Here is a 14555-nt window from a genome sequence, read left to right as displayed (position 1 = left end):
GACGCCTGAAATTAATTGGTTGAATCAATCGTCAGCTGAGGGTACAAATATCGATCCGCTTCATTGAAAGCTACAACTCTCATGTTCGATGGTTAAATGCGGTAAATACAGCAGTTTCAAATTATAAACGCAACATTTTTTAGTTCACCGTGATAGATAAATTAGAAATTAACCACGCTCCTGGGATCATGCTTGAGCAGTGGAAAGGCTGAAAATGATGTCAGTTAGCGAACAGGATGCAGCAGCGGCTATCAAAGCGCGTATGGTGTCTCTCACAGTGTTGGAATTATTCAGTACAGACTTGGAAGAACTGGACCGCCAACTTCTGGAAAAAGTTGCCCAGGCTCCTAAGTTTTTTCGCAATGCGCCTGTCATGATTGACTTCGGACAACTTGATCAAGAAGTTGACGGGAGTTGGCTTGAAAAAGCATGTGAACTGCTGTCTGCCAATAATTTTGTCCCAGTTGGCATCACAGGTGCAGAAGAATCGTTGGAATTCGCGGCAAGGGCCCGAAACATTGCCGTCTGGCCGGCGGCTGGGACAGCTCGGCACGATACGGTTGTGGAATCACCGCAACCGGAAATAAAAGAAGAGCCGGTACAGAGTCCTCCGGCCCCGCAAGAAGCAGTTACTCCCCAAGAGGCACCGCACACTGAAACCCTTGTTATTCGCCAGCCGGTACGCTCCGGCCAAAAGGTTTATGCCCGTGGAGGAGACCTGATCGTTCTCGCATCGGTGAGCACCGGAGCAGAGATTATGGCAGACGGCCATATCCATGTTTACGGTACCCTACGAGGCCGCGCACTCGCAGGTGCACGGGGAAAGGAAAGTGCCAGAGTATTCTGTAACGATCTCCAGGCCGACCTTGTTTCTATTGCAGGCGTTTACATCATCAACGATGATCTGCCATCCGATATGCGCAAAACGGCAGTTCAAATATATCTGCAAGAGGATCAGCTCAAGATAGAGTCTCTAAGATGAGACACTTACCAGCCTTTATTGATCATAATACAAGGTGCTCCAACGCACATAAAAAGCAATTAACGAATAATTCGGAGGATAAACGATGGCAGAAGTTATCGTCATAACATCTGGAAAAGGTGGGGTCGGTAAAACTACGACCAGCGCCGCAATTGGTACAGGCCTTGCCATGCGAGGGTACAAAACCGTAGTCATCGATTTTGATGTCGGCCTTCGCAACCTGGATTTGATTATGGGTTGCGAACGAAGGGTTGTCTACGACTTTGTTAATGTCATTCGCAATGAGGCCAATCTCAATCAGTCTCTAATCAGAGACAAAAGGGTGGAAGATCTCTTTATCCTCCCTGCTTCACAAACACGCGATAAAGACACGCTTGATATTGAAGGAGTGGAACGAGTTATCAATCAGCTTGCAGAAAGCTTTGATTATATTGTCTGCGATTCCCCTGCTGGCATAGAACGTGGGGCCTTTATGGCCATGTATTTTGCCGATCAGGCAGTGGTGGTAACAAATCCTGAAGTTTCTTCAGTCCGCGATTCCGACCGTATACTCGGCTTGTTAGCCAGTAAAACCAGGCGAGCCGAAGAGGGAAGAGAACCGGTTAAGGAGCATTTATTACTTACCCGATATGAACCTGCGCGGGTTGAAAAAGGAGAAATGCTCAGCGTTGATGATGTAAAGGAAATATTAGCCATTCCGCTGTTGGGCGTTATCCCTGAATCAAAGGACGTACTGCAGGCTTCCAACGCAGGCAGCCCAATCATTTTAGCCAGTGAAAGTGATGCAGGCCAGGCCTACGAAGATGCTGTGAGCAGGTTGTTGGGGGAGGACCTCGTACACAGATTTGTGGAAGTGGAGAAGAAGGGATTTTTTAATAAATTTCGACTGTTCAGGAGCTAACGAATGCGTTTTTTAGACTTTTTCCGGAACAATCGGAAAACAACAGCAACAGTTGCCAAAGAACGGCTGCAGATCATTGTTGCCAGGGAGCGGACAACACGCAACGGTCCGGATTATCTTCCTATGATGAAGGAAGAACTCCTGCTGGTTGTCAGAAAATATATCCAGGTTGAAGACGGAGCTGTTAAAGTTCAACTGGATAAAGAAGGAGATTGCGAAGTGCTGGAACTCAATATCACCCTGCCTGACGAACCTACGGCCTCCAGTTAATGCAGCGAACAATATCTAAGCCCTCCTGATTTTTTTTGTTACTCACACAGGATTGTATTTTTGGGACGTACCGATTCCCATCATCACAACAAGGGTCAAAGCGATTATCGCCGGAGGCCCTTGTTGAAAAAAGAAGAGTGCGCAGTCCTACTACGGTTGATGAGAAATCCGGGCTAATGCCTTCCAGATAAAGCATCGCATTCAACTCGAAAAAATTCTTACCAAAACACGACACAAAGCCCTATACCTCTTTTCTTCTCCTCTCTTGCCCCCTCCTCTTCCAGCCTTTTCCAGTTGGTTACTGCTTGATATACACCACCAATTCTGGTGCATATGCACCAAAACCTGCTTTTCTTGTCCCCTCTCTGTCACTTCTCTTTTCCTGAACAACAGCACTACAGTAGATTGACCACTGTTTATCTTTTTGCCGGGTCGATGGCACATCCTTTGCTTCAGTGCCAGGCAGAGCGACCATCATGACCATCAACGGTTTCAGGTTTCGTCACCCCAGCTACACATACAGGAAAAACTGCTATGTCTGATCACACACGCATCCCAAACATCGGAAACGATGGAAATTCAAACAAAAATATCTCTCAGCCGAAATCCTTCAATACCCTGGTAAACCATACCAATCATGGACATGATGTGGAAAAAAGCCTGAAGCAAATTGATTTCACCGCACTCACAGATAAGCAGAATTACTACCCCTCCCCAGTCAACTGGGAAGACGAGGTACTCTATTTTCTCCTGGTTGATCGTTATTCTGATGGAAGAGAGTATAACGGCTTTGCAGATAGTGCCGGCAATCCAATAACAGGACCGGAATCCGGGCGCACCACCCCACTGTTTAACCTGGAAAAAGATGCAGGCAAGGCAGACAGGGAAAACTGGTTTCAATCAGGGAAAAAATGGTGTGGCGGGACCATCGCCGGCCTCCACGACAAACTGGGATATCTTCAACGATTGGGCATTACGACAGTATGGCTGAGTCCTGTCTTCAGGCAGGTGGAAGGAAGCGACAACTATCATGGATACGGTATTCAAAACTTCCTGGACGTTGATCCGCATTTCGGCAGCCGTGAGGATTTAAAACAATTTGTCACTACAGCTCACGAGCATAACATTCGAGTCATTCTCGACATTATCCTCAACCACGCCGGTGATGTGTTTGCCTACAAGAACAATGATCAATACAGGTATTACCAGGGTCAACAATGGCCGGTTAATGGTTTCCGTCAACACAGTCATGACCCAGGCAGTATCCCCTTTGCCCAAATCGATACCCATCTTTTTCCAGACACCTGGCCGGGGGGTGGTGTCTGGCCTGCTGAATTTCAGCAATCAAACGCATGGACACGGAAAGGGGAGATAACCCACTGGGATAATTTTCCCGATTATCTTGACGGCGATTTTTGCGCACTCAAAGATCTGGATCACGGCATTGCGCCTAAAGCACCGGAGATTGCCGGGGACGTACACAAACGAATCAGGGAGTTTCGGGCATCACAGACCTTACTCCACTTAGCTGAGGTGTACAAATTTTGGATTGGGTATGCTGACATTGACGGCTACCGAATAGATACAGTAAAACATATGGAACCCGGGGCAGTACGCCTGTTCGCTAATATCATACATGAATTTGCCCAGTCGATCGGCAAAGAAAACTTTTATCTGATAGGCGAGATAACGGGTGGTCGGGCACACGCTGTCAACATCTTGAATACAACCGGCATTGATGCCGCTCTCGGTATCAACGAAATTCCGGACCGACTTGAATTTCTTGCTAAAGGGTGGCGCAGCCCGGGAAATCCTTCTACCGATGCGCAAGAAGGTTACTTTGATCTGTTCCGTAACAGTCTGCTTGAGCACAAGCATACCCACCAATGGTTTGGTGAACACGTAGTGACCATGTTTGATGACCACGATCAGGTCGGGACACAACACAAATTCCGTTTCTGCGGCCAACAACAGGACAGCTTTCGCTTCCTCGCCATGGCCCTTGGATTAAACCTGACCACCACGGGGATGCCCTGTATCTATTACGGTACGGAACAGGGATTCAATGGCGCTGACTATCGTACCAATGAGGATGCATACAGCGATGTATTTCTCCGCGAATGTATGTTTGGCGGCCCATTCGGCTCCCTGCAAAGTACCGGGCGGCATTTTTTCAACGAGAACCACCCAACCTACCGTCTTATTCAGGACCTCTGCCGGTTGCGAAAAAAACATATTGCTCTGCGCCGTGGCCGTCAGTATCTGAGACAGGTGGAAGGGAGCGACGGAGCATTTCACTTTCCCCAGCCTATACATGGTACACTGAGATGGATTATTGCCTGGTCACGAATTTTTGCTGACCAGGAATATGTATGCGCAATCAATACCGATACTCACCAGTCATTAACCGTCAGAGTAACGGTTGATTTCGCCATTAACCCTCCAGGTAGCAGCATGTCATGCATTTTCTCCACCGATGCCAGTCAAAAAGGACATCTACTCAAAGTTGAAAAAGGCAACGGCTCTGCTATCAATGTCACGGTTCCGGCAGCTGGTTTTGTAATTTACCTATGATTACAATTGCTCTGCAAGGTAACCAGACAAACAAGTGAGAGATACATCATAACCTCTCCATAATACGGTGAGATAATACCCTGTCGCATTCCAAGCGTATCAAAAAATAAAAAACGAAGTGTATCTATTAAAAGACAGTTTTCATGTTGGCAGGTTTGTATTTTTCTGTTCATATGCTTAATAGAAAAAAGAACATTCATTACTAACTACTTAGAATCTAAAAAAATAGCTCCCTAACAAAAACCAGCCGGCCCAATATACCGCTCCACGGGTTTCTTTGGTACAATGAGTATATCAAAAACAATGATAGAAACTTATTTTGCAGAAGCCAAACGCAACGACGAGCTTACACTCCAAAAAAGAATTCGACAGGTCAATGATGATCCGGTTGTTTCAGGCCTGCTGCACGTAGTAAGCGGCCTGCTGGCCATCCTGGATGATAAACGGCAAATTATCAGCTTAAATGATTCTTTCTGTGCAATGCTCGGCATTCAATCTCCTGTTGAAACGCTGGGGTTACGGCCGGGAGAAGCGCTGCACTGTATCCACGCTCATGAAGGACCGGCAGGCTGCGGCACTACCAAATTCTGTTCCACCTGCGGAGCGGCCATTGCCATCGTCGCAAGCCTGACCTCTAATGAAACAGTGGAGCGCTTGTGTGCCATGGCCGTTGACAAGAATGGGCATACCACAGACATTGCCTTGAAAGTTCGGTCCCAGCCCATTGAAATTGATGGCAACAGGTTTGTTCTTTTATTTTTGCAGGACATCACCGTCGAACAACACCGTGCGGCTCTGGAGCGTACCTTTTTTCATGACATCAGTAACATGCTCACCGGGCTCCTGGGAGCAAGTGAGCTGCTGTACTATGAAAACAGTCAGTCAAACCTGGCTAAAATTATTCGCAACCTGTCTGTGCGCATGACCAAGGAACTGACTATTCAAAAATTACTGATCAACAGTGATCTGTCTGCTTACAAGCCGAAATGCGAGCCTGTTGATGCGTATGAATCCCTCAAAGAACTACAGGATTTTTTTGCCTGTCACCCGTTGACAGAGAGCAGAAAGCTCGATATTGCACAACCACTGCATTCCTTTTCCATCACAACAGACAGATCACTACTGCTCCGAATTGTGTCCAATATGATATCCAATGCCTTAGAAGCAACCAGTAAAAACGGAAAGATAAAGATTTGGCTAAAAAAAGAGACCAACCGAGTTTCCTACTGCGTGTGGAACCAGGCAGTCATTCCACAAGACATCGGGCGCAGGATCTTCCAACGTAATTTCAGCACCAAGGATGGTGCCGGTCGAGGGGTTGGAACATATTCGATGAAACTTTTTGCAGAAGAATATCTTGGCGGTAAAGTGGACTTCTCGACCTCCAAAGAACAGGGAACGATTTTTAGACTTACCTTACCTTGTTAATACAATGACCATCCAATAACTATCCTCTTACAATACAAACACTACATATGAGCACTACACATTTTCATACCATCGTGGTCGGTTCGGGAACAGCAGCCTATTATGCTGTGGATGGCCTTGTACGCGCAGGGCAGCAGGTTGCCATGGTTGACGAAAGGTCGTTTGGGGGCACCTGTGCCCTCAGAGGCTGCCAGCCAAAAAAATACCTGGTCAGTAATGCAGAAGCGGTTGCCATGGCAAGCCAACTGGTTGGTCAAGGAATCACAGCTGCGCCAAAAACAAATTGGGAGGCGCTGCAAAGCTTAAAAAACCAATTCCTTGAGGGCCGCTCGGAAGCCGATGTACGCCAATGGCAGAAAAAAGGGGTCACCACCTTCCATGGCCAAGCGGTCATGACCGATACAGATACCATCAAGGTCAACGATACCCACCTCCATGCCGACCATATCGTTCTTGCAACCGGGGCATTGCCAAAAAGCAGTTCGATCCCGGGGGCAGAATACATCCACGACAGTGAATATTTTCTTAACCTGCCTCATCTCCCCAAACGGTTGCTCTTTATTGGCGGTGGCTATATTTCTTTTGAATTTGCTCACATTGCCATCCGAGCCGGTGCTGAAGAGGTGATCCTCATGCATCGCTCAGCAAAGGCTTTAAAAACTTTTGAGCAGGATGGGGTCGAAGTCCTGATTGAAGCAAGCAAGGAAGCAGGCATTAAAATGCAGTTCAACCGGTTTCCCACCAAGATCACCCCTGCCGGCGAGCACTTTATTGTCCACGACTCAGAGGGGCAAACCTATGCAACAGATTGCATCATCGGTGCAACCGGCAGAATACCCAATGTGGCAGTACTGGAAGGTGACCATGGACAGGTGGCCCATGGTACAGATGGCATAGAGGTGACCCCTTACCTGCAAAGTACCTCCAACCCGAAGGTGTACGCCATCGGCGATTGTGCTGCAACCGGCCACATGCTCGCTCCGGTAGCCGATTACGAAGGCCAGATTGTTGTCGGCAACATCCTGGGTACCAACAAGACCCCCATTGATTATGCAGTGGTGCCCAGTGTTGTCTTTACCATTCCAGCTATAAGCTCGGTGGGAGTAACAGAGAAAGAGGCCATGGAACAGGGGTTGTCGTACCGCACCAATCAAGGCTCGACAAACAAATGGCCTTCATCACTGCGTATAGGTGAGCACCATGGGTATTACAAAGTCCTCATCGATACCAACAACGACCACATTCTCGGGGCACATATAGTCAGGCACAATGCCGAAGAGGTGATCAACATCTTTGCCCTGGCCATAAAACACCGAATTAAGGCACATGAGCTTGCCGAATTTATGTGGGCCTACCCCACGTACACATCAGACCTGAAATACATGGTTCGTTAAACCGGGGCACGGGCAGTCAACAAACATTCCCCTCTATAAACTGCCCAAGAGTTAATAAAGGGGAATGCGAATGCACATGAAACGGGACTTATTCGAACAAAGCCAAATATTCGCCAAGTCCTTCTTTTTCCAGATCTTCAACCGGTACAAATCGCAAAGACGCAGAGTTGATGCAGTAACGCAGCCCTGTTGGTGCAGGTCCATCCTCAAACACATGACCAAGGTGGGAGTCCGCATTCTTACTCCGCACTTCGGTACGGACCATAAAAAAGCTTCGATCCTTTTTCTCAATAACATTTTCTGCAACCAATGGTCGGGTAAAGCTTGGCCACCCTGTACCTGACTTAAATTTATCGGTTGAACTAAACAGCGGCTCTCCAGATACGATATCCACATACAACCCAGGCTGCTTATTGTCCCAGTACTGATTATTAAAGGCCGGTTCCGTACCATCTTCCTGGGTCACTTTATATTGCAGCGGAGTTAACCGTTTTTTCAAATCTTCTTCACTTATCGGCTTCATTTTTTCCTCACTCCATATTTTTTCCAAGAAAGCATCACGTCCGGAACGGGAACGGTAAAAGTTATACCTGATCGGGTTCTTTTTATAATAATCCTGATGATACTCCTCTGCCGGGTAAAACGGGGTAGCTTCCACAATCGGGGTCACAATAGGTTTACTGAAAAGCCCTCGCTCCCCAAGGAGCTTTTTGGATGCTTCAGCAAGTTGCCGCTGCTGCTGATCATAATAATAAATGGCTGTTGTATAACCATGACCACGGTCTACAAATTGACCGCCGTCGTCTGTGGGATCCACCTGCCGCCAATAGATATCAAGGAGTTGTTTATAGTCTACCACCTTGGGATTATACCTTACCTGGACCACCTCTATATGCCCGTTTTGCATATAATTTTTATAGGTAGGGTTGGTAGTGGAGCCCCCTGAATAGCCGGACTCCACAGACAATACGCCGTCAAGCTTTTCAAACGGCTTTTCCATACACCAAAAGCAGCCCCCGGCAAACATGGCAAGGGCAACCTGGTCATTGTCGGTTGCCATACCACTCGTCTCATTGGTTTGGGCGTGGCTTCCCCAGTTTCCAGTAAACAGTAAAATTCCAATCACCAGCCCACAAATGATAGAGAGGAATGATGTTTTTTTTCTCATCTGCATATATATCTCCCTGTACATTCTCTGCTTACAATTGCGATCTTCCGGTTCGGGATCGCTACGCCCATCTTGCAAGCATAACGCTTGGTCCCTCGGATCGCTTTTTTTCACCGTCTCCAGTCGATAACGTCCTGATATATGTCCCAGTCTCTTGCAAACGTTGCTCTCTGTTCTTGGTGGTAATCAATTCCTCGTCGTACAGCACTCGATTAAGCTTCAGGTTTTCCACACCACCCTTTGGTAACATCTAAAATTCCTTTCCGCCCTTCCAGGGTAGCTTTGCCTACATTATCTCAGCCAACAACAAAGGTTGCGGTACGTACTGTTTACCCATAGAGGGTAGAGCAAGTTATTACTAATAACAATAATGCTGCCCCAACGATAAGACGACCCAAATGTATCATATTCGTAACTATTCACTAGCACCCCAAATGTTCACGATCTGCCCGCCCAGCATACCGATGTATAGCTAATCGGTCAGCTTGTGAACATTTGGAGCGCTGCTGAACAGTGACAGTTTGAAGAAGATTGATAGTTTTAAGATTTTTGCTGAATAGTTACTCATATTCTTACTCCTGGGCTTTTTACGGAGTAAATCCGGTTACTCCTTTACCCGTCGAGGTAGGACAGCTGTGTAAACCTGCCATAAATGGGATGTAAAGATTGGTTTAAAAAAAGTAACTATTCACCCAATGGCCGACAAGAGAGCGGGAACAGGTCAGCGGAAAATGCGGATAAAATCTATACAGGCACGGGCAGTCTCTCCGGTGTCGTCGGCATCAATCATGACCGCCACTGTAGCCTCTTTGGGTGGCTCTTTGCGAAAGGCTTTACGGTAATCCGCTACAATGTCGACCGTATATGTTTGCCAGCTGCCGAGATCTTTTTCGCCCTTGCTCACCGGGATCATTTTGGCCTGATCCGTATAGGCATTGGTTATGATATCGCGTGCATCAACGCGATTGGCCCAGATATAATTAAGGGAACTGTCCGGTGGATACTCGCCATACAACAATTTGGCGATCCCATACTGTATTTGCTTGGCAAAAGAGGCTGTTTCGGCATCATAACGAAACATCACATACAGCCGAGCCGGGTAGTCATCCCCCTGCTTCGTGGTACTGTCGCCCTTGTGATAAACATTACGGACTTTCCAGCGCCACTGGAGTTTGGGATACTCATACACATTAAAGAGCTGGTCGAAAACCAGTGCCGAAGCACCACCGTCACTCTCCATATGGAGGCAGGGAACGGCATCCTCCGTTGTCAGCCGATACTCCGAGGAGACGGGAATACCGGGAAAGGTGAAAAGCTTCCATCGGGAGAGCGAGGTAAAAGATTCTTCAAAAAAAACGCTTTCTTTTCCATGCACCGTTGCCATACATCCAAAGAGCAGCATCCATACCAAGAGCAATTGCAGGCTGCATTGAAACCGGCTGGTCACAACTTCCACCCATGAAAATGCAAAAAACCGACAAAATCGTTCAAATCCGACGAATGTCGGTACCACGGCTGAAGGCTGGTATAAAAAGGATTACCGGTCAGCTCCGTATCCCCGTAATCCTTGTCCATACCCACCAAAAGGTCCAGGCTCGGCACACTGAGCAGCAGCATCTCCCACCACTTCACCGCCCCTTTGACATGGCCCTGCAAAGGCCAGTTGCCATAATAAAAACTCGTTTCACCGCCACCAGGTAAAGGAAGATGACGCAGCGATTCCAGTGGAACCTCTGGTGCAACAACAGCCTCAGCGTCGGCAAATGCATCTCCAGCCCTCACCCGCACATCCATCACCCGGTGCAGATCAGGCCGTAAAAGGATTTCAAACTGTTGATCGGAAAAAATCTTGGCCAACCGCGCAGGCAGCTTTTCGCCATAGACAGACTGGGTTTCCTTTGGCCAGTCATCTGGAAATACTGCTTCATCCAACCATCCTGTGGGAACAACCGCGGCATAACAGCCGCAGGTGTGCACGGTGGTTACCAGGAGCGGTTGCATGGACTGGTTGAGTGTTATGATAACAAGCAGCCCAGGATGTTTCCCAGCGGTGAGGTGAAAAGGAAAAAGACTGTGCGGAGTTGCTTCAAAATGTATCCGGTAAACGTAATTGGTGTAGGTTGCCCGGGCTGTGGAAAATTCCCTGACAGCAGTGTACAGAGTCGGCTCTTGCCCATTAACAACCACCTGGACCTCGCCGTTCTTGTGTACAGCCTGGACAGTACCAATCCTGTTGTGCCTACGATCGGCGCCAAACAGCAGAAAAAGGGGCGGATTGCGAAACTGTTGCTGCGGCGAAGCAGTAACGACCTGTAGCCCAGTAGGATCAACTGATGCAGGAGGTACAGAAGCACATCCAGCTAGCAACAAGATACAAAAACAAAGCGCACCAAGTACACAAGCGAGAGAACCTTGACGGTTCGGCATACCTGTTGTCTCGTCCATAGGAGCACCGCAGCCTGGTCAAGTGAGTGAGAGAGTCCATGTTTTTCTCGTAACAAGAGAAAATTTATGCAGCAGATCCGCAATCGTCAACCTGTTCCTCAGAAATTCAACCACCTGCCTGGTTGAAAACAATGCCCCGCGGTACTTTCACTCACCATTATTGGTTATAGAGGCGGTCCAAGGGACTTTTTACGCCATCAATATCTCTTCGCATCACATGGGTATAGATTTCAGTCGTTTTTACATCTGCATGTCCGAGTAGTTCCTGCAGCACGCGGATGTTGGTCCCATTTTCGAGTATATGCGTTGCAAAAGAGTGACGCAGAGTATGCACGGTGGCCCGCTTATCAATGCCGTTTTTTTTCACTGCCGCTTTCACAGCTTTTTGGAGACCAGACTCTAAAACATGGTGCCTCCGCTCTTTACCGCTACGAGGATCAACTGAGCGTGTTTTGCTCGGAAAAACGTATTGCCATGGTGTTTTCCACCCTGCCTTTCGATATTTCTTTGCAAGTGCATTGGGCAAATACACTTCCCCAAACCCCTCTGCCAAGTCTCTTCGATGGAGTTCTTTAACCCGTTCGACGTGCTGGCGCAACTCGCCCTGTATACTGCGCGGTAAAAAGGTAACTCTATCTTTCCTTCCTTTTCCACCGCGGATAAAGAGCTTCCCCTGCCCAAAATCAAGATCTTGAATGCGCAGACGAATACACTCCATCAGCCGTATTCCCGAGCCATATATCAACTTGGCCATCAACAGATGGGTCCCCTTCATTTGTGCCAACACGTTTTGTACTTCTTCTTCTGTTAACACCGTGGGAGGATGGCGTTTACGCTTGGCGCGAACCGGCGCTATGGACTGATCCAAGGGGAGGTGAAGAACGTCACGGTAGAGGAAAACCAGTGCATTTAAGGCCTGCCTTTGGGTAGTGGCCGCAACATTTTTAACGGAAGCCAAATGGGACAAAAAGGCTTCTACCTCTCGTTCCCCCATATCTTTGGGATGGCGCTCTTTGTTAAAAAAATAGATATATTGCAGAATCCACTGGCAATATGTCTTTTCCGTTGAGCGAGCGTAATGATAATATCTTAAAGTCTCGAGTACTTGATCCATCAACTGAAGCTGAGGATCTGGGATAAACTTTGGCTTGTTTTCCATAATACCTGTGATAACATCAGATTTAATGGAAATTTCGAAAGGGAAAATAATAACTGGACATGGTTTTCCACTTCGGACTTTATGATATTCAATATTATGGAAAACATGTCCAGTTATAAGGCAATATTATGGATCTTTTCCATGTATTGTACTGTTATGTGTCAAAGGAGAGTTAAGGGCATGGAGCCAATCTCGTCAACCGTTGGTGCTGGCTTGATCGCATACGCATCTAAAGATCTTGTCGCAAAGCTACTTGGGCCATCCGCAGAATACGTTGGTGGAGAAATCAAGGGATTGGTAGACAAGTGCAATATAAACATCGGAGATATTTTCAACAAAGCTGGTCGTAAAGCAGCAGGTACCCTTGATGACGGTTCACAGGTAAATCCCCGCGTAGTTAAATCCGTTATTTCAGAAGGCAGCTTTTGTGATGACGATACACTCAAGGAATATTACGCTGGCATTCTAGCTGCGTCCCGGACCCAAGATGGAACCGACGATGTCGGCGTGAGTATTTTAGGTGTCCTAAAATCACTTTCTGTTTATCAAGTACGTCTGCACTACATATTTTACCGTGAATTCCACAGACTGTATTCTACAAATCCAGCACGACTCGGTGATGTAAGTGAACGTAATAAGCGTAAATTGTACATCCCTATTAACACTTTGATATCAGCTCTGAAACCGGGAAGAGACCTTGAATCATTGATAACTCATACAGTTACAGGCTTAGTCAAGCACGATTTGCTCGGTACAACATGGCAATTTGGCATGCCTGAACATCTTAAAAAAATATACGTAAAAGCTACACAACCGGGCATTATTCTTGAGCCAACTCTGTCGGGTGTCGAGTTGTTTGCATGGGCCAATGGTAAGCAAAATATTTCACCAACAAAATTTCTTGAATCGTCACCATTAGACCCTGATTTCAATTTTTCAATTATTCCAGGAACCGAGCCTATACACCAAAACACATAATCGGGTAGCCGGGGGATTCTCTCCCCCAGCTCCCACACCACCTAGCAAGCGGGTCCGCACTAGGCGGTTCCCATGAGCTACCGAGCCGTAGCCGGGTAATGGATGTTTACCCATAGATCTTTGATAGAAAGCAAACCTTGATCCTTAAGCCATTGATTGGTCATGCCCGAATGGGTCGCCAAGGGAAAAATAAATCTGTCCCCTTTTCGTTGCTTTTCGTTGCGGTCCTTCGTCCGCTGGCGACGAACTACTATGACCTCTGCTGACTCCTGCCCGGGAACCAGACATGTTGCCATGCATAGCGCTTTCCAACGGGAGTTGGACTGCGTACCGGACAGGCCTCCTCGGATAAGGACGTGATCTTTCCTTATGCAACCGCGGCATTTACCGTATCTCCTAAACCCGAGGCTTTGTCATGTTGTGCTAACTTACCTGGAGACTCGGCCTTGTATGCCGTTTCTGTTCGTCGGCTCATAATTTTGCGCTCCAGCTTCCTCCAGACGAACCCTTACAGGATCGCCCTTGCTTTCGGCTAGTATTTATGTTCCTGTCATCACGACAGTAACAGGGTTTACATACAGGGGACTTGCACCCCATTAGATCACGCCCATGCCGGGCGTACACAAGTCGTTTCACCATCGCTCCACTGCGTTCCGCTGGACTCGCTGAAGCTCGCCGGTGAACTTAAACGTTGTGCATAAGAAAACATGAGATAAAAAAAAATATGATTTGGACAATGAAAATCGTGCTATGGTCAGGATATTGTGATGAAATTAGCTGGGAATCAAAAATAGAAATAGATTCATCATCAACGCTTGATGATTTGCATTTTGCGATCCAAGAATATGTTCAATTTGACAATGATCATCTTTATGAATTCTATACTTCTCGTAACGAACGTAGCTATAAAAGAACTCGATATAGTGAAGAAGATGATTTGATATATGAAACTACGTTGGAAATGCTATATCCGTTAAAAAAAGGAAATAGTCTGTTTTATTTATTTGATTATGGAGATCATTGGGTATTCAAAATCACACGAACAAGAAAAAAACCTTTTGAACCATTAGTGGGGGTGGAATATCCTATATTAATTGAAGAATCTGGCAAGAAACCAGTGCAATACTCTGGATTCGAAGAATAATTCGCACAACAAAAAGTTCGAGAGGGACGGCTTTGAGTTCGGGGCATTTTTCAAAGTTGACGGTAAAGAGAAGGAATCCTTTCTAAGAAAGTTATTCTTAGATTTCGCCGCC

The 14555-nt window shown here is 47.0% G+C and carries 15 protein-coding genes; 8 read left to right on the top strand and 7 right to left on the bottom strand.

Annotated elements, in window-relative coordinates:
• Positions 1-214: 214 nt before the first annotated feature.
• The 3 genes from minC (at position 215) to minE (ending at position 2153) form a co-directional block, all read left to right on the top strand.
• A complete protein-coding gene (gene minC / locus JWH17_RS11070; protein ID WP_205222681.1) occupies positions 215-982 on the top strand; it encodes a septum site-determining protein MinC in 768 nt (255 codons plus the stop codon).
• Between the two features lie 85 nt (positions 983-1067).
• Positions 1068-1883 carry a septum site-determining protein MinD gene (gene minD / locus JWH17_RS11065; protein WP_205222680.1) on the top strand — a complete coding sequence of 272 codons (816 nt, stop codon included), beginning with the start codon at positions 1068-1070 and terminating at the stop codon, positions 1881-1883.
• Positions 1884-1886: 3 nt separating this feature from the next.
• Positions 1887-2153 (top strand): cell division topological specificity factor MinE, encoded by a 267-nt coding sequence (minE, locus tag JWH17_RS11060; protein ID WP_205222679.1) that lies wholly within the window; start codon positions 1887-1889, stop codon positions 2151-2153.
• A 298-nt stretch (positions 2154-2451) separates the two neighbouring features.
• Here minE and JWH17_RS11055 read toward each other — a convergent pair whose 3' ends face one another.
• Positions 2452-2631: a hypothetical protein gene (locus JWH17_RS11055; protein WP_205222678.1), complete on the bottom strand. Its 180-nt coding sequence runs from the start codon at positions 2629-2631 to the stop codon at positions 2452-2454.
• A gap of 56 nt (positions 2632-2687) precedes the next feature.
• Here JWH17_RS11055 and JWH17_RS11050 point away from each other — a divergent pair, with 56 nt between their 5' ends.
• The 3 genes from JWH17_RS11050 to JWH17_RS11040 all read left to right on the top strand — a co-directional run bounded on the left by JWH17_RS11050 (position 2688) and on the right by JWH17_RS11040 (position 7549).
• Entirely contained in the window at positions 2688-4727 is a 2040-nt protein-coding gene (locus JWH17_RS11050) for an alpha-amylase family glycosyl hydrolase (RefSeq protein WP_205222677.1), read from the top strand.
• Between the two features lie 303 nt (positions 4728-5030).
• Positions 5031-6155, top strand: a complete 1125-nt coding sequence (locus JWH17_RS11045) for a sensor histidine kinase (protein ID WP_205222676.1) — start codon at positions 5031-5033, stop codon at positions 6153-6155.
• A 47-nt stretch (positions 6156-6202) separates the two neighbouring features.
• Positions 6203-7549, top strand: coding sequence for a dihydrolipoyl dehydrogenase family protein (locus tag JWH17_RS11040; RefSeq protein WP_205222675.1), 1347 nt, complete (start codon positions 6203-6205; stop codon positions 7547-7549).
• 88 nt (positions 7550-7637) lie between these two features.
• Here the strand turns inward: JWH17_RS11040 and msrB are convergent, their stop codons facing one another.
• From msrB to JWH17_RS11015, 5 genes are all read right to left on the bottom strand, one after another.
• A complete protein-coding gene (gene msrB / locus JWH17_RS11035; RefSeq protein WP_232371038.1) occupies positions 7638-8723 on the bottom strand; it encodes a peptide-methionine (R)-S-oxide reductase MsrB in 1086 nt (361 codons plus the stop codon).
• 55 nt (positions 8724-8778) lie between these two features.
• Positions 8779-8967, bottom strand: coding sequence for a hypothetical protein (locus JWH17_RS11030; RefSeq protein ID WP_205222674.1), 189 nt, complete (start codon positions 8965-8967; stop codon positions 8779-8781).
• A gap of 471 nt (positions 8968-9438) precedes the next feature.
• Positions 9439-10164, bottom strand: coding sequence for a DUF3047 domain-containing protein (locus JWH17_RS11025; protein ID WP_205222673.1), 726 nt, complete (start codon positions 10162-10164; stop codon positions 9439-9441).
• A complete protein-coding gene (locus JWH17_RS11020; protein WP_205222672.1) occupies positions 10161-11162 on the bottom strand; it encodes a hypothetical protein in 1002 nt (333 codons plus the stop codon). Before JWH17_RS11020 ends, JWH17_RS11025 begins: the two co-directional genes overlap by 4 nt.
• Positions 11163-11319: 157 nt before the next feature.
• A complete protein-coding gene (locus tag JWH17_RS11015; protein ID WP_205222671.1) occupies positions 11320-12321 on the bottom strand; it encodes an integron integrase in 1002 nt (333 codons plus the stop codon).
• A gap of 180 nt (positions 12322-12501) precedes the next feature.
• Between JWH17_RS11015 and JWH17_RS11010 the strand changes: the two genes are divergently transcribed.
• Positions 12502-13299, top strand: a complete 798-nt coding sequence (locus tag JWH17_RS11010; RefSeq protein WP_205222670.1) for a hypothetical protein — start codon at positions 12502-12504, stop codon at positions 13297-13299.
• 77 nt (positions 13300-13376) lie between these two features.
• Here the strand turns inward: JWH17_RS11010 and JWH17_RS11005 are convergent, their stop codons facing one another.
• Positions 13377-13595, bottom strand: a complete 219-nt coding sequence (locus tag JWH17_RS11005) for a hypothetical protein (RefSeq protein ID WP_205222669.1) — start codon at positions 13593-13595, stop codon at positions 13377-13379.
• Between the two features lie 440 nt (positions 13596-14035).
• Here JWH17_RS11005 and JWH17_RS11000 point away from each other — a divergent pair, with 440 nt between their 5' ends.
• Positions 14036-14443, top strand: a complete 408-nt coding sequence (locus JWH17_RS11000) for an IS1096 element passenger TnpR family protein (RefSeq protein WP_205222668.1) — start codon at positions 14036-14038, stop codon at positions 14441-14443.
• Positions 14444-14555: the final 112 nt, after the last annotated feature.

Origin of the sequence: Desulfogranum marinum, assembly GCF_016918565.1 — a bacterium.
Lineage (GTDB): Bacteria > Desulfobacterota > Desulfobulbia > Desulfobulbales > Desulfobulbaceae > Desulfogranum > Desulfogranum marinum.
This window is presented reverse-complemented; position numbering and strand designations above follow the sequence as displayed.